At 60.9% G+C, this 19,542-nt stretch carries 23 protein-coding genes; 17 read left to right on the forward strand and 6 right to left on the reverse strand.

Translation table 11 applies throughout. The annotated features are described in order from the left end of the window. Window positions 1-330: 330 nt before the first annotated feature. The 4 genes from BTW07_RS12590 to BTW07_RS12605 all read left to right on the forward strand — a co-directional run bounded on the left by BTW07_RS12590 (window position 331) and on the right by BTW07_RS12605 (window position 2,340). Window positions 331-1,251 carry a phospholipase A gene (locus BTW07_RS12590; RefSeq protein WP_083941835.1) on the forward strand — a complete coding sequence of 307 codons (921 nt, stop codon included), beginning with the start codon at window positions 331-333 and terminating at the stop codon, window positions 1,249-1,251. Between the two features lie 75 nt (window positions 1,252-1,326). Then, entirely contained in the window at window positions 1,327-1,668 is a 342-nt protein-coding gene (locus tag BTW07_RS12595) for an ElaB/YgaM/YqjD family protein (protein WP_083941837.1), read from the forward strand. Continuing rightward, on the forward strand, window positions 1,668-2,048 hold the full coding sequence (locus BTW07_RS12600; protein ID WP_075570528.1) for a phage holin family protein: 381 nt from the start codon (window positions 1,668-1,670) through the stop codon (window positions 2,046-2,048). The genes BTW07_RS12595 and BTW07_RS12600 overlap by 1 nt, the downstream gene beginning before the upstream one ends. Then, window positions 2,041-2,340 carry a YqjK-like family protein gene (locus BTW07_RS12605; protein WP_075570529.1) on the forward strand — a complete coding sequence of 100 codons (300 nt, stop codon included), beginning with the start codon at window positions 2,041-2,043 and terminating at the stop codon, window positions 2,338-2,340. Before BTW07_RS12600 ends, BTW07_RS12605 begins: the two co-directional genes overlap by 8 nt. Window positions 2,341-2,401: 61 nt before the next feature. Here BTW07_RS12605 and BTW07_RS12610 read toward each other — a convergent pair whose 3' ends face one another. Then, on the reverse strand, window positions 2,402-3,583 hold the full coding sequence (locus BTW07_RS12610; RefSeq protein WP_075570530.1) for a BaiN/RdsA family NAD(P)/FAD-dependent oxidoreductase: 1,182 nt from the start codon (window positions 3,581-3,583) through the stop codon (window positions 2,402-2,404). 324 nt (window positions 3,584-3,907) lie between these two features. Here BTW07_RS12610 and BTW07_RS12615 point away from each other — a divergent pair, with 324 nt between their 5' ends. The 4 genes from BTW07_RS12615 to BTW07_RS12630 all read left to right on the forward strand — a co-directional run bounded on the left by BTW07_RS12615 (window position 3,908) and on the right by BTW07_RS12630 (window position 9,075). Then, window positions 3,908-5,011 carry an efflux RND transporter periplasmic adaptor subunit gene (locus tag BTW07_RS12615; protein WP_075570531.1) on the forward strand — a complete coding sequence of 368 codons (1,104 nt, stop codon included), beginning with the start codon at window positions 3,908-3,910 and terminating at the stop codon, window positions 5,009-5,011. Continuing rightward, complete coding sequence (locus BTW07_RS12620; RefSeq protein WP_075570532.1) at window positions 5,011-8,145, forward strand: efflux RND transporter permease subunit; 3,135 nt, start codon at window positions 5,011-5,013, stop codon at window positions 8,143-8,145. The genes BTW07_RS12615 and BTW07_RS12620 overlap by 1 nt, the downstream gene beginning before the upstream one ends. A gap of 273 nt (window positions 8,146-8,418) precedes the next feature. Continuing rightward, window positions 8,419-8,769, forward strand: coding sequence for a glycine zipper domain-containing protein (locus BTW07_RS12625; RefSeq protein WP_075570533.1), 351 nt, complete (start codon window positions 8,419-8,421; stop codon window positions 8,767-8,769). 69 nt (window positions 8,770-8,838) lie between these two features. After that, window positions 8,839-9,075, forward strand: coding sequence for an ElaB/YgaM/YqjD family protein (locus BTW07_RS12630; protein ID WP_075570534.1), 237 nt, complete (start codon window positions 8,839-8,841; stop codon window positions 9,073-9,075). Window positions 9,076-9,232: 157 nt separating this feature from the next. Here BTW07_RS12630 and BTW07_RS12635 read toward each other — a convergent pair whose 3' ends face one another. The 3 genes from BTW07_RS12635 to BTW07_RS12645 are packed head-to-tail and all read right to left on the reverse strand — an operon-like array spanning window position 9,233 to window position 10,089. Beyond that, window positions 9,233-9,418, reverse strand: a complete 186-nt coding sequence (locus BTW07_RS12635; protein ID WP_075570535.1) for a tautomerase family protein — start codon at window positions 9,416-9,418, stop codon at window positions 9,233-9,235. A gap of 10 nt (window positions 9,419-9,428) precedes the next feature. Further along, a complete protein-coding gene (locus BTW07_RS12640; RefSeq protein WP_075570536.1) occupies window positions 9,429-9,845 on the reverse strand; it encodes a hypothetical protein in 417 nt (138 codons plus the stop codon). Further along, window positions 9,805-10,089: an FAD assembly factor SdhE gene (locus BTW07_RS12645; protein ID WP_075570537.1), complete on the reverse strand. Its 285-nt coding sequence runs from the start codon at window positions 10,087-10,089 to the stop codon at window positions 9,805-9,807. The genes BTW07_RS12640 and BTW07_RS12645 overlap by 41 nt, the downstream gene beginning before the upstream one ends. A 181-nt stretch (window positions 10,090-10,270) precedes the next feature. Between BTW07_RS12645 and BTW07_RS12650 the strand changes: the two genes are divergently transcribed. The 3 genes from BTW07_RS12650 to lapB all read left to right on the forward strand — a co-directional run bounded on the left by BTW07_RS12650 (window position 10,271) and on the right by lapB (window position 12,185). Next, entirely contained in the window at window positions 10,271-10,594 is a 324-nt protein-coding gene (locus tag BTW07_RS12650) for an integration host factor subunit beta (RefSeq protein WP_279626537.1), read from the forward strand. 97 nt (window positions 10,595-10,691) lie between these two features. Next, entirely contained in the window at window positions 10,692-10,997 is a 306-nt protein-coding gene (locus BTW07_RS12655; RefSeq protein ID WP_075570539.1) for a LapA family protein, read from the forward strand. Continuing rightward, window positions 10,998-12,185, forward strand: coding sequence for a lipopolysaccharide assembly protein LapB (lapB, locus tag BTW07_RS12660; protein WP_075570540.1), 1,188 nt, complete (start codon window positions 10,998-11,000; stop codon window positions 12,183-12,185). Here lapB and pyrF read toward each other — a convergent pair whose 3' ends face one another. Next, the gene (pyrF, locus tag BTW07_RS12665; protein WP_075570541.1) at window positions 12,186-12,893 is read right to left on the reverse strand and encodes an orotidine-5'-phosphate decarboxylase; all 708 of its coding nucleotides are present in this window, start codon (window positions 12,891-12,893) and stop codon (window positions 12,186-12,188) included. 232 nt (window positions 12,894-13,125) lie between these two features. On the opposite strand from pyrF, the gene BTW07_RS12670 reads away from it, so the two are divergent. From BTW07_RS12670 to BTW07_RS12695, 6 genes are all read left to right on the forward strand, one after another. Next, window positions 13,126-13,389: a ComEA family DNA-binding protein gene (locus BTW07_RS12670; RefSeq protein WP_075570542.1), complete on the forward strand. Its 264-nt coding sequence runs from the start codon at window positions 13,126-13,128 to the stop codon at window positions 13,387-13,389. Window positions 13,390-13,492: 103 nt separating this feature from the next. Continuing rightward, window positions 13,493-13,987 carry an FxsA family protein gene (locus BTW07_RS12675; RefSeq protein ID WP_075570543.1) on the forward strand — a complete coding sequence of 165 codons (495 nt, stop codon included), beginning with the start codon at window positions 13,493-13,495 and terminating at the stop codon, window positions 13,985-13,987. Window positions 13,988-14,186: 199 nt separating this feature from the next. Beyond that, the gene (locus tag BTW07_RS12680; RefSeq protein ID WP_071232843.1) at window positions 14,187-14,480 is read left to right on the forward strand and encodes a co-chaperone GroES; all 294 of its coding nucleotides are present in this window, start codon (window positions 14,187-14,189) and stop codon (window positions 14,478-14,480) included. A gap of 59 nt (window positions 14,481-14,539) precedes the next feature. Continuing rightward, entirely contained in the window at window positions 14,540-16,183 is a 1,644-nt protein-coding gene (gene groL / locus BTW07_RS12685; protein ID WP_075570544.1) for a chaperonin GroEL, read from the forward strand. Window positions 16,184-16,347: 164 nt separating this feature from the next. Beyond that, window positions 16,348-17,076 (forward strand): RNA methyltransferase, encoded by a 729-nt coding sequence (locus BTW07_RS12690; protein WP_075570545.1) that lies wholly within the window; start codon window positions 16,348-16,350, stop codon window positions 17,074-17,076. Window positions 17,077-17,119: 43 nt separating this feature from the next. Continuing rightward, window positions 17,120-17,551, forward strand: a complete 432-nt coding sequence (locus BTW07_RS12695; protein WP_232823872.1) for a hypothetical protein — start codon at window positions 17,120-17,122, stop codon at window positions 17,549-17,551. 159 nt (window positions 17,552-17,710) lie between these two features. Here BTW07_RS12695 and rpsA read toward each other — a convergent pair whose 3' ends face one another. After that, window positions 17,711-19,393, reverse strand: a complete 1,683-nt coding sequence (rpsA, locus tag BTW07_RS12700; RefSeq protein ID WP_075570546.1) for a 30S ribosomal protein S1 — start codon at window positions 19,391-19,393, stop codon at window positions 17,711-17,713. Window positions 19,394-19,542 lie beyond the last annotated feature (149 nt).

The following is a 19,542-nucleotide window of genomic DNA, read 5'->3' on the forward strand; positions in this document are numbered from 1 at the left end:
GTCGGGTTGGCTATTCTCCCGGATTCAGATGATCCGCGGGCAAGAGAGCCCGATTGCCTGACTGACTCGCGCTCGGCCGGGGAATCCGACATGCCCTCTCCTCGTCAACTTCGTTCATGCGGCTACCGTCGCTCTCGCAAGGTACGATCTCCGGTCGAATTCGGAGTTTACCGCCAGCGCGAACGGATTCCGAGGCGTTCGTTACCTCGCTGGACGAGTTTGGACTTGACCCGACGACATGCTAGAAATCGTCACTACTTTAAAAGAAGCCTGATTGGCATCGACCGGATCGTGCTTCTCCCTATTGGATCATCTTGACAGGACAGTCTTATGACGCCCATTCGTTCGCTGCGCCATACCAGTCTTCTATTGATGGGGATGCTGACCACACCATTGGCAGCCGCACAGGATACGGCCGCCAGCGATCCGGTCCAGCAGGCGAACGAGCAGGCGGAAGTGCGCCGCAATCTCGAAGCCGAAACTGCCGAGAACCCGCTGGCGATCACGACTTATCGCCGCAACTACATCCTGCCCTGGACTTACAACACCAATCCTGACAAGTCCGATTTCCGCGAAATCACCTCCGAGGGCGACGTCGACAATTCGGAAATCAAGTTTCAGCTGAGCTTCAAGATCAAACTGCTCGACGACATGTTCGGCGAGAACGGTGATCTATACTTCGCCTATACCCAGCGCAGTTGGTGGCAGGCCTATAACTCCGAGGCGTCCGCGCCCTTTCGCGAGACGAACTACGAGCCCGAGGGCTTCTTGAGCTTCGACAACCGCTGGACGGTACTGGGATGGACCAACACCATCAACCGGGTAGGTTTTGCCCACCAGTCCAATGGTCGGTCGGATCCGCTGTCGCGCAGCTGGAATCGCCTCTATGCCGAGTCGATATTCCAGCGTGGCGACTGGGCCTTCAGTGTCGCCCCTCATTGGCGTATCCCGGAAAATGACGAAGAGGACGACAATCCCGACCTGGAAGATTACCTCGGCTACGGTGATCTGACCGTCGTGCGCGCCTTCGGCGATCAGGAAGTCTCGCTGATGGTTCGCGGCAATCCGGGCAAAGCCCACTATGGCGGACAGCTCGACTATTCATTCCCGCTGTTCGGCAAGGTTCGCGGTTATCTGCAATATTACAAGGGCTACGGCGAGAGCCTGATCGACTATGACCATGACGTGCAGCGCTTCGGTCTTGGCTTCAGCATCAATACCTTTTTAGCCGGTATTCCCGGCACGCGTTGATGACAGCAGATAGCATGTCTATGCTGAAGCCTGTCTGTATCAACCATGCCACTCGACTGTCAAAGGATGACAACCATGACCATGCAATCCATCGGCGGCAATGGCCCCGAACGTGAACGCGAAGCCTCTACCGAGCAGCTCAAGGAAGATCTACGCAATCTGTCGCACACCGTCGAAGAGCTGATCCACGCCACGGCCGACGACTCGCGCAGCAACATCTCTGAGCTGCGCGAGCGCGCTCAGCAGCGCCTGCAGGAAACTCGCGCACGTCTCGAAGCGCGCGGCGAGAAGATCTACGCCAACGCCAAGGATCAGATGGACGCCACTGATCAGTATGTGCACGAGAACCCGTGGACGAGCATCGGTATCGGCGCTGCGACGGGCGTCGTCCTGGGGCTGCTACTGGGGCGTCGTTGATGGCGGGTCCAGCCGAGAATGTCATATCCGCCGCTCGGCGGCTGATCGCCAATCTCATCTCCACGGGCGAGACGCGTCTGCGTCTCGCCGTCGTCGAGTGGGAGGCAGAGCGCGATCGCATGTTGACCCTGCTGCTGCTGGCAGGGGCAGGGCTGATCGTACTCTCGTTCGCAATCGGTATGCTGCTGCTGCTGGTGGTCGTGGTGTACTGGGAAGACAATCGCCTGCAGGCGATCGGTATCTGCTCGGCAGTTCTCTTCGTCATCGCGGGCGGATTGATTCTGGCGGCCAAGCGAGTGGCCAAGCAGCGCAAGCTGATGGCCGCGACCTTGCATCATCTCGAGCGCGACCGCCAGGCGCTGGGACCGTCCCATGACTGAACGTACCCGGCAACAGCAGATCGACGAGCTCGAAGACGAGATTCTACAGCAACGTCTCGACATGACCTCGGCGATGCGCGAGTGGCGCGACGCGACCGCGCCGATCGATCATGCCTGGGAGAAGATGATGAGCTGGCGGGTTCCGCTGATGGCTGTCGGTGGGATGGTGGCGATGCGCAGCGCGCGCAAACCTCGCTCGACCGGACGGTTGTTCAGACGAGCCCTGACCGGGTTCATGATGTACAACCGCGGCAAGGCGCTATACCGGGCAACACGCGGACGCAATCGCTGACCCGTGCGCTATCGTCGGTATTGCCTGAAACGGCCACTATTCTCAGTGGCCGTTTTTCATTCTAGACAGACTGGCCGCTGGCTACCCCTGACGCCCACGCCCACTGAAAATTGTAGCCTCCCAGTTGACCGGTAACATCCAGCACCTCCCCGATGAAATGGAGCTGGGGAATGCCGTTGACGGCGAACGTCTTCGACGAGATCGTCTCGGTATCGACGCCGCCCAGGGTGACCTCCGCCGTCCGCCACCCTTCCGTGCCGGCCGGCTTGAAGTGCCAGGTCTTGAGCCCCTGCGCCACTGTGTCGATGTCGGCGTTGGAGAGTTCGGCCATCGGTCGATCCTTCCACGACTGCCACTGCATCAGCGCCTGGGAAAGTCGCCTGGGCAGCACCTCGCCCAACCAGGTTCCCAACTGACGCCGGGGCGCGCTCTGTCGCAGCTCCCGCAGGGACTCCTCGACCGGCACGGATGGCAACCAGTCTATCTCGACTGCCATTCCTGGCTGCCAATGGCTCGACGCCTGAAGCATGGCCGGACCCGACAGGCCCCGATGGGTAAACAGCATCGGCTCGCGGTACTGGCCATCACCGCAACGAGCCACTACCGGGCAGGACAGCCCGGACAGCGATGCCAGCGAGCTCTTCCATTGCGATGTCACCGTGAACGGTACCAGGGCCGCCCGCGTTTCGGTCACGGCGAGGCCGAACTGGCGGGCCAGATCGTAGCCGAACCCGCTGGCACCGAGCGTCGGGATCGAGAGCCCGCCGGTGGCGACGACCAGAGAGCCCGTGTCCACGGTGCGGCCGTCGATCCGTAGACGCATGCCATCACCGAGGCGTTCGACATTGTCCACCGTCGTGGAGAGAGAGACTTCCACGCCGGCCCACTCGCACTCGGTCAACAGCATCGAGACGACATCCTTGGCCGAGTGAGCGCAGAACAGCTGTCCAGGCGTCTTTTCGACATACTCGATGCCGTGCCGCTCGATCAGTTCGACGAAGTGCTGCGGCGTATATCGCTTCAAGGCCGAAATCGAGAAGTGTGGATTACGCGAGAAGAAATTGGCCGACGTGGTCGCGAGGTTGGTGAAATTGCAGCGCCCGCCGCCGGACATCAGAATTTTCTTGCCGGCTTTATTGGCGTGATCGACGACGCGTACGCGAAGGCCACGGTAGCCCGCCGTCAGCGCGCACATCAAGCCGGCCGCGCCTGCGCCGATAACGACGACGTCGTAGGTTTTCATGTCCACACGACCCTGCCTTGCTGATTGGGCGGGCATTCTAACAGAGCCTATTTCCAGCACGGCCTTTTCATTCGCCAGGGGTTGAGGTACTAACGGGGTTCGATAGCTCACAGGACATCGGTAGCGTCCCTCCTACTTCTGGCAACGCAGCGAAGACATCAGCCCATTATGACAATGATACCGGCGACCCTCTTGACCTCACTTCCCTCGATGTCGCCCTTTTCGAAGCCACCCCTGTCGAGGCCACCCCTGTCGAGGCCACCCCTGTCGAATCCGCCCCCGTCGACATCAGCCCTCTCGCGGAAGCGCTTTCTGCCATCGCCCATGCTGCTGAGACTGGCAGCCGCAGCCGCCCTGTTGCTCGGCTCGTTGACATCGGAGGCGCAGACCGACGCCCCGATCGCGGTGATCGGTGCCACCGCTAGCGCTTCCACCTGGCAGGATCCGGTCGAGGCGCTGGGCACCCTGAAGGCAGACGAAAGCGTCACGCTCTCCTCGACGCTGACCGGTACCGTCAGCGCCATCAACTTCGAGGATGGCGATAGCGTCGCGGCCGGCCAATGGTTGGTTCAGCTCGACGACGACCAGGCCCAGGCCGAACTCCGCGCTGCCCAGGCGCTGCTCGGTCAGCGTCAGAGCGCCGTCGATCGCGCCCAGCAGCTCCAGGACCGCAATCTGGGCGTGCGGGCCACGCTCGAGGACAACGCCGCGCTGGTCAAGCAGAGCGAAGCGGAGATCGATGCCATTCGGGCGCGACTGGCCGATCATCGCTTGCAGGCGCCGTTCGCCGGCACGGTCGGTCTGCGCGAAATCAGCATCGGCGCTCTGGTCACGCCCGGCACGGAACTGGTCACGCTGGACAAGCTCGACACCATGAAACTCGACTTCACCGTACCGGCCACGCTGCTGTCGGTACTGCATCCCGGCCTCACCCTCAGTGCCACGACGCCAAGCTATCCGCAACGGATCTTTCGTGCCCAGGTCGCCACGCTCGGGACGCGGATCGATCCCGTTTCCCGCAGCCTGGTGGTGCGCGCCAACCTGGCCAACCCCCAGGGTCGACTGCTCCCGGGCATGTTGATGGAAGTCCAGTTGAACCAGCCTCCCCGTCAGGCGTTGACGATTCCGGAGAGTGCGCTGGTCCCGGATGGGGAGCGCCAGACGGTATGGCTGATCGAACCGGGCCAGCCGCCCCACGTGACACGCCGAGAAGTCACCACCGGCGAGCGTCGGGAAGGCGAAGTGGAGGTCACCGCGGGTCTCGACGACGGCCAGCGTATCGTCACTCACGGCACTCTCAAGGTGCGTGAAGGCGATGCGGTCGAACTGATCGCCGAAAACGTCGGCGAAGGCGACATCAAGGATGTCCTCGAACGTCAACGCCGCGCCACCGAATCACAGGCGACTGAATCGCGAGACAGGGACTGATGCGAATTTCCGACCTCTCGATTCGCCGTCCGGTCTTCGCGACGGTCGTCTCGCTGCTGCTGATCGCTTTTGGCCTGCTGGCCATGGAGCGCCTGCCGCTGCAGGAATATCCGGCCATCGATCCGCCCATCGTCAGCATCGAGACCAACTACCCCGGCGCTTCCGCCAATGTCGTCGAGACACGCATCACCCAACTGCTCGAGGATCGCATTGCCGGTATCGAGGGCATCGTCTCGATCGAGTCCAGCAGCGCCGACGGCGAGTCGGAGATCGACGTCGAGTTCTCGCTGGATCGCGATATCGACGGGGCCGCCAACGACATTCGCGACCGTATTTCGTCAGTTGCCGATAACCTGCCCGACGAGGCCGAGCCCCCGGAGATCGAAAAAAGCGACAGCAGCGACGATGTCATCATCTGGCTATCGCTCTCCGGGGAGGGTTATACCATTCCGGAGCTGACCGACTACGCCAACCGCTATCTCGTCGACCGGTTCTCGACCCGGGACGGCGTGGCACGAGTACGCCTCAGCGGTGGCAAGGAATATGCGATGCGGGTGTGGCTCGATCGAAACGCTCTGGCGGCGCGTCGATTGACCGTCGACGACGTCGCCAGCGCGCTCGAGGACGAGAACGTCGAGCTACCTGCCGGCTTCCTCGAATCCCGAGATCGCCAGTTCACCCTCAGAATTCCACGCAGTTTTACCACCGCTGCGGACTTTCAGAACCTGGTCATCGCTCGAGGTGGCGATGGTCATCTGGTCCGATTGTCGGACGTCGCTCGCGTCGAAGTCGGCTCGGTTGAAGAGCGCTCGCTGTATCGGGGCAACGAGGTTCCGATGGTCGGTCTGGGCATGATCAAGCAGTCGACCGCCAGCGTGCTGGAAGTCGCCAACGGCGCCAAGGCCGAAATGGCGCGGCTCCAACCGACGCTACCCGACGGTATGCAGCTCTCGCTCAACTTCGATTCGTCGGTATTCGTCTCCGGCGCGCTACAGGAAGTCGTATCGACCCTGTTCATCGCCATGGCGCTGGTGGTGGTGGTGATCTTCCTGTTTCTGGGCAATGTGCGTACCACGCTGGTGCCCGCAGTGACGGTACCCATCTCGTTGATCGGCACTTTCATCTTCCTGACGATGTTCGGTTTCACCCTGAACCTGCTGACGCTGCTGGCGCTGGTCCTGGCGATCGGGCTGGTCGTCGACGATGCGATCGTGGTTATCGAGAACGTCCATCGCCGCATGGTGGTTTACGGCGAGACGCCACTGGTCGCCGCTTATCGGGGTACCCGGCAGATCGGCTTCGCGGTCATCGCTACCACCCTGGTACTGATCACCGTGTTCATTCCGCTGAGTCTGCTCCAGGGCGATATCGGCCGTCTGTTCTCGGAATTCGCGCTGACCCTCGCCGCCGCCGTCGGACTTTCCTGCCTGGTTGCGCTGTCGCTGGCGCCGATGCTGTGTTCGAAGCTGCTCAGCCCGCGGATGCATGAAAGCCGCGTCAGCCTTGGCGTGCACTGGCTGCTGGACCGCTCGCAGACGATCTACCGCCGCTGCCTGCTATGGTCTCTGCGCTGGCGCTGGATCGTGGTCGGCCTGTTCACCCTGGTGCTGGCACTCACCGCCTGGCTGTTCCAGCAGTTGCCCAACGAGTACACCCCACAGGAAGATCGCGGCGCCTTTTTCGTGCTGATCGAAGGGCCGCCCGGCGCGACGTTCCACTACATGCAGGATTACTACGACGAGATAGAAGCGCGCTTGATGACGCTGGTCGATGCCGGTGACATCAATCAGGTATCGATTCGCGGGCCACGCGGATTCGGTAACGTCGAGAACTTCAATGACGGCATGGCCATCGTCTCGCTCAAGGACTGGGGCGATCGCCGATCGGCCTGGGACATCATCGCCGATGTCAGGTACCAGCTCTCCGACCTGCCCGGCGTGACTGCCACCCCGGTCATGCGTCAAGGGTTCGGCGGCAGGGTCGAAAAGCCGATCCAGTTCGTCATCGGCGGCAGCACTTACGACCAGTTGGCGGACTGGCGCGACCGGCTGCTGACCCGCATTCGCCGTGATGGCAACAGCGGCCTCGAAGCGGTGGACAGCGACTACAAGGAGACTCAGCCGCAGCTACGCATCCGGATCGACTATAACCGCGCGGCCGCCCTGGGCGTTACCGTCAGCACCATCGGCAGTACGCTGGAAACGTTGTTCGGGGGCCGCAACGTCACGACCTATGTCGACGGCGGCGAGGAGTACGACGTCATCCTCGAGGGCGAGCGGAATAGCCAGCGCGCCCCCAGCACGCTGGACAACGTCCAGGTCCGCTCGGCGGCCAGCGGCGAGCTGATCCCGCTCGCGAGCCTGGTGACGGTGTCGGAGTTCGCCGGCGCCAGTGAACTCAATCGCTTCAATCGGATGCGCGCGATCACGCTGGAAGCCAACCTGCAGAGCGGCGTCGCCATCGGCGACGCCCTGGACTACCTGCAACGCATCGCCGACGAAGAGCTGCCCACCGAGGCGGTCATCGACTACAAGGGGCCTTCTCGCGATTACCGGGAAGCCAGCGGCGCGACCACCTTTCTTCTGCTGCTGGGCGTCGTCGTCGTATTTCTGGTGCTGGCTGCACAGTTCGAGAGCTTCATTCACCCGCTGGTCATCATGTTCACGGTTCCATTGGCGATCAGCGGCGCCCTGCTGGGTCTCTGGGCCAGCGGACAATCCCTCAACATCTACAGCCAGGTGGGTCTGGTCATGCTGGTCGGCCTGGCCGCCAAGAACGGCATCCTGATCGTCGAATTTGCCAACCAGCTGCGGGACGAAGGAGAGGCCTTCTTCGATGCGCTGGTCGAGGCCGCCGTGACGCGACTGAGGCCGATCCTGATGACGACGGTCACCACCATGGCCGGCGCCATACCGCTGATTCTGGCTTTCGGTCCCGGCGCCGAATCGCGCATTGTCATCGGCACCGTGATTTTCTGCGGCGTTGCCGCCTCGACGCTGCTGACCCTGTTCATCGTGCCGGTAGCCTACGATATGCTGGCACGACGAACCGGTTCGCCCGGCGACATCAGCCGACGTCTGGAGCGCGACATGCAGGATCACGCTTCGACACCACCCCGCGCTAGCGGGGAGTAAAATTGCGACTACACTATGTTGACGACACCGCGACGACGACACCATGATCCTGGCGCTACGACAGCGATGCTTTAGCGATGACATCATGATGACGACGCGATGACAGTGACACGCCACAACGATCTGTTATCGATTCTGTCATCGCCTGCCCCGTCATGGTGTGGTCGATCACAGGTCGGGTCCGTCAGCGCGGGGGACTTTGCCAGATGCCCCGTAAGGTACCTTGCCAGATAACCCGTAGGGTGGTCGTTCCCTCGAACCGGAGAGCTGAAAATGAGTCTGTTCCACCGTGACGACAAGGAAGCCGGGGCCAGCCGTATCGATGAAGACATGGCAGCCGCGGCCGAGCGCGCGCCTCATTTGGGGGATGATCCGATACGTGAGGAGCCCGCACTGATGCCAGAGGGAGAGCCGCTGGAAGAGAGTATCGACGAGCCCTCACCCTACGCTGCCGCCTATCTGCCCCACGACAGCTGGGCCGACCGTTCGCGTCGACGGCTGGACGATCAGATCAGCGATACCCGGGAAAGCTGCGACGACTTCGTGCAGCGCAATCCCTGGCAGAGTGTCGGCATCGCTGCACTGGGCGGGGCGTTGATGACCCTGCTGCTGAGCCGCCGTTGACACCCTGTTTTCCACCACTGATCGGTTGCCAAGCGCCGATCGCCATTGATGAATGATTAAGGACGATCCATGAGCCGTAATTATCGCGAAGACACGCGCCATTATTATCAAGACGCCAAACGCCGCGGTCGGAAAAGCCTCGACCGCGCTCGCCATCGGGCGGACGACGTCAGCCACGAACTCGCGGAGCATGCGGAAGAAGCATGGCGTGAGACCGACGACTACATCCACCGCAACGCCTGGAGCAGCATGGGTGTCGTGGCACTCGCCAGCTTCGCCATCGGCTTCTTCGTCGGTCGCCGCTAGAGAGCGTTGCCGACGGCCTGACAGGCCGGCAGCGAAGGTCCGCGCCTGTCGGGTAAGGCGCCACCCTGATGATACGGCCCCGTGACGCAATATCTGCGCCACGGGGCCGTATCGTGTCGATGCAAGATCGACATCCGACCGACAGCCAACTCCCCTTTCAGCCCTCGTCGATCCCCAGTCGCCCGCCCCTTGCCCAGTCTTCCTTGTCGGTTTCGTGGAAGAATATCTGTACCGACTCCGCTGATATTCCATACGCCTGCACGAAAGCGTCGGTGACCCGCTCGGCCAGTTCGCGCTTCTGTTCGACGTCACGGGGAAACTGCTGAATGGTCACGATAGGCATGCTGGCCTCCTCAAGGTGATAAGCCGGTGTGATCACCCTGCTCGGACAAGGTTTCACGCAGCTGGCGCAGCGATTGTGCATCGCTGCTGTCGGGCCATAGCCATGATCGATGGCCCGACAGCTCGATTGCCAAAAGCAGCGGGCCAAGTCGAATCAGACGGCACGTCTGCTTTTGCCAGGCCTGGGCATCTTCGGAACTTTCCCAGACCGGCTGTTCGTTTTCGTGCATGCAGCGCAAGTCACGCTGCTTTGGCGAGGCGAGATATTGTCTGGCTGCCATCGCGACGGCGATGAAGGCCGCGATGGCGGCGTACCGATAATCGATCCACCAGCCTGCATACAAAGCCAAACCAAGCCCCACCAGGAGCTGGAAGGCCAGCGACAGCCTAGAGCGCCTGATGGCGACTGCGATCAGTGGTTTCGGCATGTTCGACGATCATCTGGACAAGACGGCGCATTTCCGGGTCCTGCGGCCATTCCCGGCGCATCAGCCAGGTGAATAGATCCTGATCCTCATTGGCCAGCAGCTCTCGATAGCGCTCCTTGTCGTCCGGCGAAAGTTCGTCGTAACAGGCCTCGAGAAAAGGCATCAGCAGCAGGTCCAGCTCCCACATACCGCGGCGGGAATGCCAGTACAGTCGTCTACGCGTGACATCTTCGTTGTCTGACATGGACTATCCTCGATCCGGTGAACTGAATGACTGCATTGATCCGCATTATACCCAAGGTACCCACCGGCCACTATTCAGGCGCGCCGGGTGACCGGCTAATGCGTTGTTTTCTCGAAAGTTGCGAAGTATGCTGAGACGACAATAACAGACGTCGGACGCCCATTGCGCGGTCTCTCGCCGCCTGGCCGAGGCTTCACGGAGAATGTCGATGACCAAGTCTGAACTGATCGAGCAGATTGCTGCCCGCCGAGCCGAGCTATCGGCGAAAGAAGTCGAGTCCGCAGTACGTGTCATCCTCGACGACATCACCAACGCGCTGGCTGACGGCGGGCGCGTGGAAATTCGCGGATTCGGCAGTTTTTCCCTGCATTTTCGCGAACCTCGCACCGGGCGCAACCCGAAGACCGGCGACCCGGTCGATCTCGACGGAAAATATGTCCCGCACTTCAAGCCGGGCAAGGAACTACGCGAACAGGTCAATGCCAGCCGCGCGCTAGGCTATTGATCTCACCAGTCACTGCAGCCGGCGCCCGAGTCGACGGCTGCCACCGCGGAACGAATCGACGGCGAGAGCCGTTGGCGGTGTGTCACCAGGAAAACTTATGCGCTGGCTCAAAGGCGTCATCCTCGCCATCATCTTGATCGTCGTGTTGCTGCTGGGCATTCTGTTCGCGGTCAACAATCAGCAGCCGCTACCCCTGGACCTGATATGGGTGCAGCTGCCCCAGGCATCACTGTCGCTGTGGCTCCTGGTGGCACTTGCCTGCGGCGTGATTCTGGGCATGCTGGCCATGACTGGCATGTACCTGCGCCTGCGAACGCTGCTGACCCGCGCACAACGGCACAATCAGCAACAACGCAAGGAACTCGATCGTCTACGGACGCAGGAGTTCAAGGAAAGCGCCTGAATGAGCGATGTTCTGCTGCTGGCGTTGCTGGTGGCAGCCATTGCCATCGGCTGGATGCTGGGGCGCTGGGAGTCGGGACGATTCCGGGATCGTCCGCAACCGCCTCGCGGCTCCTTGCCGAGAGACTATTTCGTCGGTCTCAACTACCTGCTCAACGAACAGCCTGATCGCGCCATAGAGACTTTCACGCAAGCCCTCGAAGTCAATAGCGACACGATCGAAACCCATATCGCGCTGGGCAACCTCTATCGTTCCCGCGGCGAGGCGGATCGTGCGGTACGCATCCATCAGAATCTGCTTGCCCGACCCACCTTGACCCCCGCCCAAAGCGGGCAGGTGCAGCTGGAACTCTCCCGCGACTTTCTCAACCTGGGTCTTCTGGATAGGGCGGAACGGCTGTTACTGTCACTTCAGAAAAGCCATGCCGACGACTCGCAGAAGCTTGCCGCGAAGCGCTTGCTGGTGGATCTTTTCGAGCGGGAAAAGGAGTGGGCGCAGGCCCTGGAAACCGCCCTGCCCCAACTGGTGCGCCAGGATGCCGACATCCGACGTGCCGCCGCACACTGGCATTGCGAACTGGCGAGCCAGCATCGCAGCAACAGTAGCCCATCATTGGCTCGCAAGGCGCTGAAACAGGCGCTCAATATCGACGCTCGCTGCGTGCGCGCCAACTGGATGCTGGGCCAGCTCGAATGGGATATCGGCCAGTATCGAGATGCGGCTCGGCTCTGGCAACGTGTGCCCGAGCAGGATTGCAGCTTCACCACCATCGTTCTGCAACCGCTACGAGACGCTTACCGCCTGCTCGACGATGACACCGGCTGGTGGCAGTTTCTGGAGAAGCAGCTGCAGCACAATCCGCAAACCACCGTGGTGATGATGGCGGCGGACACGTTGAGACAGCGACAGGGTACCGACATCGCCTGCGCCTTCGTCAGCGAACAGCTGCGCGAACATCCCAGCCTGCGTGGGGTCGACTATCTGATGGATCTCTACCTCGACGATAGCGACCCCGCAGAGCGCGACCGCCTGGAGCTGCTCAAACAGCATACCCATCAGTTGCTGAGCATCCGTCCCCGCCATCGCTGCCAGCGCTGCGGCTTTGGAGCCGAGCAACTCCATTGGCAGTGTCCGCGCTGCCGCAGCTGGGGCACCACAAAGCCGGTCACCGGGCTCGAAGGCGAATAGTCAGGCCCTGTCGGACAGGGAGCGCTCGATGTCGGCCAGGGCTGCCATCGGGTCAGCCGCCCGGGTGATCGCTCGACCGATGACCAGGTGAGTGCTGCCCGCCGACATCGCGGCTTCAGGCGTCATCACGCGTCGCTGGTCCCCCTGGTCGGCCATCGGGGGACGAATTCCCGGCGTCACCTTGAGGAACGCTCCGCCACACAGTTCGCGGATGCTCGCGCTTTCCCGTGCCGAACAGACGACGCCATCCAGTCCACTCTGCTGCGTCAGTCTGGCCAGTCGCTCGACCTGAGCTAGCGCATTCCCAGAAACGCCCGTCTCGTGAAGCTCGTCGTCAGACATGCTGGTCAGCACGGTGACGGCAATGAGGTGCGTCTTCAAACCTCGTTTCACCAATCGCTCGGCACTGGCTTCCATCATTCGACGGCCACCGGAGGCGTGCACGTTGACCATCCATACCCCCCGATCCGCGGCCGCTTCGACAGCGCCTGCCACCGTGTTGGGGATATCGTGAAATTTCAGATCGAGGAAAACCTCGAACCCCCGTTGATGCATGGCATCGATGGCCGCCGGCCCGGTCCGGGTGAACAGCTCCTTGCCGATCTTGACCCGGCAACGGGCGGGGTCGAGCGCATCGGCCAATGCCAGCGCCTGAGAGAGATCGGGGTAGTCGAGGGCAATGATGAGCGGCGATTCGGTGGCAGCCATGTCAGGTCTCCGGCAGTCGAGTTCGTGCGGGAGTATACCGAATGCCGCAATGGGATAGGTCGCTCCTGTCATATCCACGCCAGCTACTTTAGCCAGATTGAGTAGAAATTGACTGACAGGAATGATCGTTTTTTTCCGATAAAAAATCGTGGCGCAGCGTCGATACAAGGTAATGACGGGCGGTGTGAAACGACACCGGCCTTCACTCACCGACATCAAAAGAGAGATCACCATGAAGACTCTGATCCATGCCGCACTGTTCTCCCTGTTCAGCTTCACCGCACTTCCCGTATTCGCTCAGGACGCTCCGGTCAACATCAACGAAGCTTCGGTCGAGACATTGGCCACACTTCCCGGTATCGGTGCGGTCAAGGCGCAAGCCATTGTCGATGACCGTGAAGCCAATGGTGACTACGCCAGCCTGGAAGACCTCACTCGCGTCGACGGCATCGGTGAAACCACTGTCAGCAACCTGTCCGAGAAAGCAACGCTGTAACGCCCAGCGCCGGGGCCAGCAATGGTCCCGGCGCGTCGACGCTTGTATTCCTCCCGATCGCCTCCATCTTGGCTAGCTAGGCAGCGTCAACGACGGAGACATCATGCCCCTGCTATTCCTGCTGACGATCTTCGCGATCGCGGACTTCGCTTTACTGTTCACCATTGGCGCCAAGATCGGCCTGCTGGCGAGCCTGATCTGGATCGTTGTCAGCGCCGCTTTCGGGATTCATCTGATTCGACGAGAAAGCCTGATCACGCTGCAGCGAGCCCGTGAGCGCATGGCCGCTGGCCAAATCCCCTCCGACGAGCTGCTGGCGGGCGCCTCGTTTCTGTTCGCCGGCATCCTGTTGATAGCACCCGGTTTTCTTTCGGATATCGTGGGTCTACTATGCCTGATCCCCGGCAGCAGCCGACTACTGCGTCGGTGGTCGGGGCGCACCGCTCGCAGCGCTGACGCCATGGGCCAGCGGAGAGGCAGGGAGGCTTCCGATGACTGGAACCTCCACCAGCAAGACGCCGGCCAATCGACCACAGGGGAACGAACTCACGATGGCGCCAAACCCGTGGAAGGCGAATATCTGGGAAAAGACAGGTGATCGCGCGGGATGAAGCCCCGGCCGAACGAGAAAATTTTCAGCCTGCCCCTTGAAACCGGCTATCCAGACCCAATCAAGGCAGCAGCGATAGCTTTAGGCCATCAGGCCGATTAACCGGAAGGCTAAGCCTTCGCCCCTTGAGCCTCGCTCATATGGGTATGTGCATTTGCAACATGCAACCATCAGGAGAACGTGAGCAATGAAAATCCGTCCCTTGCACGATCGTGTCATCGTACGTCGCAAAGAAGAAGAGCAGAAAACTGCCGGCGGCATCGTGCTTCCGGGCAGCGCCCAGGAAAAGCCGACCCGTGGTGAAGTGCTGGCCGTGGGCAATGGCCGCATCCTCGAAAGCGGCGAAGTGCGCGCGCTGGACGTCAAAGTCGGCGACACCGTGATTTTCAAGGAAGGCTTCGGCGTCGAGAAACAGAAAGTCGACGGTGAAGAGGTCCTGATCATGAGCGAAAGCGACATTCTGGCCGTCGTCGAAGGCTGATTGGCTCGACGCTCGACGATTCATCACGATTTCACGCATTACATTAGGAAGATCGAACAATGGCAGCTAAACAAGTCAAGTTCTCCGATGATGCTCGCAAGCGCATGGCGCGCGGCGTCAATGTTCTCGCCGACGCGGTCAAAGCGACCCTCGGCCCGAAAGGCCGCAACGTCGTCCTGGAAAAATCCTTCGGTTCACCGACCGTCACCAAAGATGGCGTCTCCGTTGCCAAGGAAATCGAACTGAAAGACCGGTTCGAGAACATGGGCGCACAGATGGTCAAGGAAGTCGCTTCCAAGACTTCCGATGCCGCCGGTGACGGCACGACCACCGCTACCGTTCTGGCACAGTCCATCGTCAACGAAGGCCTCAAGGGCGTCGCTGCGGGCATGAACCCGATGGACCTCAAGCGCGGCATCGACAAGGCCGTCATCGAGGCTGTCAAGCACATCCAGGCGCTGTCTGTTCCGTGCACCGACTCCAAGGCCATCGCCCAGGTCGGCACGATTTCCGCGAATGGCGACGCGCGCATTGGCGAGATCATTGCCGAGGCGATGGAAAAGGTTGGCAAGGAAGGCGTCATCACTGTCGATGAAGGCCGCGGCTTCGAAGACGAGCTGGAAGTGGTCGAAGGCATGCAGTTCGATCGCGGTTACCTGTCGCCCTACTTCGTGACCAACCAGGACACCATGGCGGTCGAGCTCGAAGATCCGTACATGCTGCTGGTCGACAAGAAAGTCTCCAACATTCGCGAACTGTTGCCGGTTCTCGAAGCTGTCGCGAAAGCGGGCAAGCCGCTGGCGATCATCGCTGAAGACATCGAAGGCGAAGCGCTGGCGACCCTGGTCGTCAACAACATGCGCGGCATCGTCAAGGTCGCGGCAGCCAAGGCGCCCGGCTTCGGCGACCGTCGCAAGGCCATGCTGCAGGATATCGCTATCCTGACCGGCGGCACCGTGATCTCCGAAGAAGTCGGTCTGAGCCTCGAGCAGGCCAACCTCGATCACCTGGGCAGCGCCAAGCGCATTACCATGTCCAAGGAAAACACCACCATCATCGATGGTGCTGGCGTCGAGTCCGACATCGAAGCGCGCGTTGCACAGATCCGCGCCCAGATCGAAGAGACCTCTTCCGATTACGATCGCGAGAAGCTCCAGGAGCGTGTCGCCAAGCTGGCCGGCGGCGTTGCCGTCATCCGTGTCGGTGCGGCTACCGAGTTCGAGATGAAAGAGAAGAAGGCTCGTGTCGAAGACGCGCTGCATTCGACTCGCGCCGCCGTCGAAGAAGGCGTCGTACCTGGCGGCGGTACTGCCATGGTTCGCGTCCTGACCCTGATTCAGGGCCTGACCGGTGACAACGAAGACCAGACTCACGGTATCGCCATTGCGCTTCGCGCCATGGAGTCACCGCTGCGTCAGATCGTGACCAACGCTGGCGAAGAAGCTTCCGTCATCGTCAATCGCGTCAAGGACGGTGAAGGCAACTTCGGTTACAACGCGCAGACCGGCGAATACGGCGATCTGTTCGAAATGGGTGTTCTCGACCCGGCCAAGGTGACTCGTACGGCTCTGCAGTCCGCAGCTTCCGTCGCCGGCCTGATGATCACCACCGAAGCCATGGTCGCCGAAGATCCGGACGACGCACCGGCAGGTGGCGGCGCGCCTGACATGGGCGGTATGGGTGGCATGGGCGGCATGATGTAATCATCACCCTGCCATCCCCTGGTTTTTCGGACTGTCGAAAGATTCAGGTATCATGGAAAGCCCCGCCATTGGCGGGGCTTTTTTTGTTTTCGAATCGTGCTGTCGCACGGGAGCCGTGCCGACGATATCGCCATGACCTTTTTTCTTGCAGGAGCTTATCGCGCATGCTCGATCGCATTCGCATCGTTCTCGTTCAGACGTTCCACCCGGGTAACATCGGTGCCAGCGCGCGCGCCATGAAGACCATGGGCCTGAGCGATCTGGTGCTGGTGGCACCGCGTCAGTTCCCGGACGAGGAAGCCACTCGCCTTGCCGCTGGCGCCACCGATCTCGTGGAACACTGTCGTGTCGTGGATTCATTGTCCGAGGCCATTGGCGACTGTGTCCAGGTGATCGGCGCCAGCGCCCGTCTGCGCAGTCTGCCGCTGCCCTGCTACCATGCCCCGGATCGGATGGCCGCCGAGCTCTGGCAGCGCTTGCCGGAAGGCCCGGTCGCCATCGTCTTCGGCAGGGAGCGCTATGGATTGACCAATGACGAGATCGGGCACTGCACCCATCAGCTGAACATTCCCGCCAATCCGGACTATGGCGTACTCAATCTTTCCCAGGCCGTGCAGATCGTCGCGTACGAAGCGTTCCGGCAGTCCCGAGCCGAGGGCGGGCTGGCCCAGGCGCCCCGAGCCAACGGCCCCTATCCGACGGTCGAACAGCTGGAGTACTTCTACGATCATCTGCATCGTGCGCTGGACAGTGCCGGGTTTCTGACGCAGCCCCATGCCAGGACCGAAGCCCACTTGCGCGCTCTGTTCACCCGCGCCGAACCCAGCCGCAAGGAGCTGTCGATTCTTCGCGGCGTGCTCAACGCTCTGGAGGGGAGCAACCGATCCGAATGATCGTCGCCAAAGGTCTTTGACAGCGAAGCCATCGGAATAGAGAATGGGAATCGATATCATCCAGAAGGCGATGAAAGCGATGTCCTCCGAACGCTCTCAGCTCTACTACACCTGCGTCTTTCTACAGGTCTCCTTCCAGGCCATTACCCATTCGGTTCTGGCCAATACCGAGCAGACCAGCCGCTGCTGGCTCGATGCGCGGACGCTCGAAATGCTGCTGGATGAACTCAAACGTTGCCGTCAGAATGCCTCCCCCTTTCGGGAGGTCCATTCATCGCTGGATCAGGCAACTTATCATTGCGGGTTGTTGATGGCTCAATGCCCGGGCGCGCTCGATCGACATCTTTGCCGGCATCATCTCGAGGCCATCAGCGCACCGCTCGGACAGGCCGTCCGGTCTCTCGCCACCGCTTCAGCACAATCGAACCGGACATCTTCCTCTGCCCGGGGGTTCCGCCACTGGTTTGGGCATTGAAGTCTGCTGAAGTCTAGAGGGTCGGCAGCGGGTCAGTTTGAGGTCAGCGTCGATCCCGAGACCCGATGAATTTGATCTTTAAGCCGGATTGGTGAATACCGCCCATAAAAAAACAGCGCCCGGAGGCGCTGTTTTCTGTGGGAGAACTCATTCAGCGAATCAGTCCTGACCCATCTGTTGCTTGATCAGATCACCGATGGTGGTCGGACCGTTCGGCTCGGCATCCTGATCGCGCTTGCCGCCGCCTGTGGTGCCGCGACGCGGCTCAACCTGATCCTTCGCCTTGATGGAAAGGTTGATGACACGGCTCTTGCGATCGACGTTGACGATCCGGGCTTCGACGCTGTCGCCTTCGTTAAGCACGTTGCGCGCGTCTTCGACACGGTCAGCGCTGATCTCGGAAGCCTTGAGCACGGCAACGACGTCAGTCGCCAGCTCGACGTGGGCTTCCTTGGCATCGACTTCGACGATACGACCGGTAACGACGGCACCCTTGTCATTGACAGCCAGGTACTCGGAGACCGGATCGGACTCGAGCTGCTTGATGCCCAACGAGATGCGCTCACGCTCGGGATCGATAGACAGGATGACCGCTTCCGCTTCATCGCCTTTCTTGAACTGACGGACCGCTTCTTCGCCAGTTTCGCTCCAGGAGATGTCGGAAAGGTGAACCAGACCGTCGATACCGCCTTCCAGACCGATGAAGATACCGAAGTCGGTGATCGACTTGATGGTACCGGCAACGCGGTCGCCCTTGTTGTAACGGCCGCTGAAGTCTTCCCACGGGTTGGTGGTGCACTGCTTGATGCCCAGGGAAATACGACGGCGCTCTTCGTCGATGTCGAGAACCATGACTTCGACTTCGTCACCGACCTGAACGACCTTGGACGGATGGATGTTCTTGTTGGTCCAGTCCATTTCGGAAACGTGGACCAGGCCTTCGACACCCTCTTCCAGCTCGGCAAAGCAGCCGTAGTCGGTCAGGTTGGTCACGCGGGCGTTGACCTTCATGCCTTCCGGATAACGGTCGACGATGTTGACCCACGGATCTTCGCCCAGCTGCTTCAGGCCCAGCGAAACGCGATTACGTTCGCGATCGAACTTGAGCACCTTGACATTGATCTCGTCGCCAACGGCAACGATTTCGCTCGGATGCTTGATACGCTTCCAAGCCATGTCGGTGATGTGCAGCAGGCCATCGACACCACCGAGGTCGACGAAAGCGCCGTAGTCGGTGAGGTTCTTGACGATACCGTTGATCTGCTGGCCTTCCTGAAGGGTAGCAAGCAGCGCTTCACGCTCGGCACTGTTCTCGGCTTCGAGAACGGCACGACGGGAAACGACAACGTTGTTGCGCTTCGGATCGAGCTTGATGACCTTGAAGTCCAGCTCTTTGTGTTCCAGGTGCGCAGTGTCGCGAACCGGACGCACGTCTACCAGCGAACCCGGCAGGAAGGCACGGATGGAAGCCACGTCGACGGTGAAACCGCCCTTGACCTTACCGTTGATCACGCCCTTGACGATCTCGTCCTTCTCGAAGGCCGCTTCCAGCTCTTTCCACGCCTCGGCGCGCTTGGCCTTCTCGCGTGACAGGCGAGTCTCACCGAAGCCATCTTCCACGGCTTCCAGTGCGACCTTGACTTCATCACCGATCGCAATGGTCATTTCACCATTGTCGTCGCGGAACTGCGCGACGGGGATCTGACCTTCGGACTTCAGACCCGCGTTGACGGTGATCCAGTCGCCTTCGATGTCAACCACGGTTGCCATGACGATGGCACCGGGTTCCATGTTGATGTCCTGGAGAGACTGTTCAAACAACTCAGCAAAGCTTTCGCTCATGTGATTCCTACGTGATCAACGTTAATGACGGTTGTACCAATGAGGGTTGTACCGTCTTCCTCCGTACCACCAGCAAGCACGGGCCTTATCGACATATCCCTGGGGATGTTGGCGCTGGTTCGACCTGCAACGACTTGTCAGTCGGATCA

Source organism: Salinicola socius, assembly GCF_001937195.1.
Classification (GTDB): domain Bacteria; phylum Pseudomonadota; class Gammaproteobacteria; order Pseudomonadales; family Halomonadaceae; genus Salinicola; species Salinicola socius.

Excerpts from the sequence above, each read along its gene's own strand:
- BTW07_RS12675 (WP_075570543.1), top strand. The coding sequence starts at position 13,493 with ATGCCCCTGCTATTCCTGCTGACGATCTTCGCGATCGCGGACTTCGCT.
- BTW07_RS12655 (WP_075570539.1), top strand. The coding sequence starts at position 10,692 with ATGCGCTGGCTCAAAGGCGTCATCCTCGCCATCATCTTGATCGTCGTG.
- BTW07_RS12690 (WP_075570545.1), top strand. The coding sequence starts at position 16,348 with ATGCTCGATCGCATTCGCATCGTTCTCGTTCAGACGTTCCACCCGGGT.
- BTW07_RS12680 (WP_071232843.1), top strand. The coding sequence starts at position 14,187 with ATGAAAATCCGTCCCTTGCACGATCGTGTCATCGTACGTCGCAAAGAA.
- BTW07_RS12615 (WP_075570531.1), top strand. The coding sequence starts at position 3,908 with ATGCTGCTGAGACTGGCAGCCGCAGCCGCCCTGTTGCTCGGCTCGTTG.
- rpsA (WP_075570546.1), bottom strand. The coding sequence starts at position 19,393 with ATGAGCGAAAGCTTTGCTGAGTTGTTTGAACAGTCTCTCCAGGACATC.
- groL (WP_075570544.1), top strand. The coding sequence starts at position 14,540 with ATGGCAGCTAAACAAGTCAAGTTCTCCGATGATGCTCGCAAGCGCATG.
- BTW07_RS12640 (WP_075570536.1), bottom strand. The coding sequence starts at position 9,845 with ATGCCGAAACCACTGATCGCAGTCGCCATCAGGCGCTCTAGGCTGTCG.
- BTW07_RS12670 (WP_075570542.1), top strand. The coding sequence starts at position 13,126 with ATGAAGACTCTGATCCATGCCGCACTGTTCTCCCTGTTCAGCTTCACC.
- BTW07_RS12630 (WP_075570534.1), top strand. The coding sequence starts at position 8,839 with ATGAGCCGTAATTATCGCGAAGACACGCGCCATTATTATCAAGACGCC.
- BTW07_RS12590 (WP_083941835.1), top strand. The coding sequence starts at position 331 with ATGACGCCCATTCGTTCGCTGCGCCATACCAGTCTTCTATTGATGGGG.
- BTW07_RS12620 (WP_075570532.1), top strand. The coding sequence starts at position 5,011 with ATGCGAATTTCCGACCTCTCGATTCGCCGTCCGGTCTTCGCGACGGTC.
- BTW07_RS12645 (WP_075570537.1), bottom strand. The coding sequence starts at position 10,089 with ATGTCAGACAACGAAGATGTCACGCGTAGACGACTGTACTGGCATTCC.
- BTW07_RS12605 (WP_075570529.1), top strand. The coding sequence starts at position 2,041 with ATGACTGAACGTACCCGGCAACAGCAGATCGACGAGCTCGAAGACGAG.
- BTW07_RS12635 (WP_075570535.1), bottom strand. The coding sequence starts at position 9,418 with ATGCCTATCGTGACCATTCAGCAGTTTCCCCGTGACGTCGAACAGAAG.
- pyrF (WP_075570541.1), bottom strand. The coding sequence starts at position 12,893 with ATGGCTGCCACCGAATCGCCGCTCATCATTGCCCTCGACTACCCCGAT.
- BTW07_RS12600 (WP_075570528.1), top strand. The coding sequence starts at position 1,668 with ATGGCGGGTCCAGCCGAGAATGTCATATCCGCCGCTCGGCGGCTGATC.
- BTW07_RS12610 (WP_075570530.1), bottom strand. The coding sequence starts at position 3,583 with ATGAAAACCTACGACGTCGTCGTTATCGGCGCAGGCGCGGCCGGCTTG.
- lapB (WP_075570540.1), top strand. The coding sequence starts at position 10,998 with ATGAGCGATGTTCTGCTGCTGGCGTTGCTGGTGGCAGCCATTGCCATC.
- BTW07_RS12595 (WP_083941837.1), top strand. The coding sequence starts at position 1,327 with ATGACCATGCAATCCATCGGCGGCAATGGCCCCGAACGTGAACGCGAA.
- BTW07_RS12695 (WP_232823872.1), top strand. The coding sequence starts at position 17,120 with ATGGGAATCGATATCATCCAGAAGGCGATGAAAGCGATGTCCTCCGAA.
- BTW07_RS12625 (WP_075570533.1), top strand. The coding sequence starts at position 8,419 with ATGAGTCTGTTCCACCGTGACGACAAGGAAGCCGGGGCCAGCCGTATC.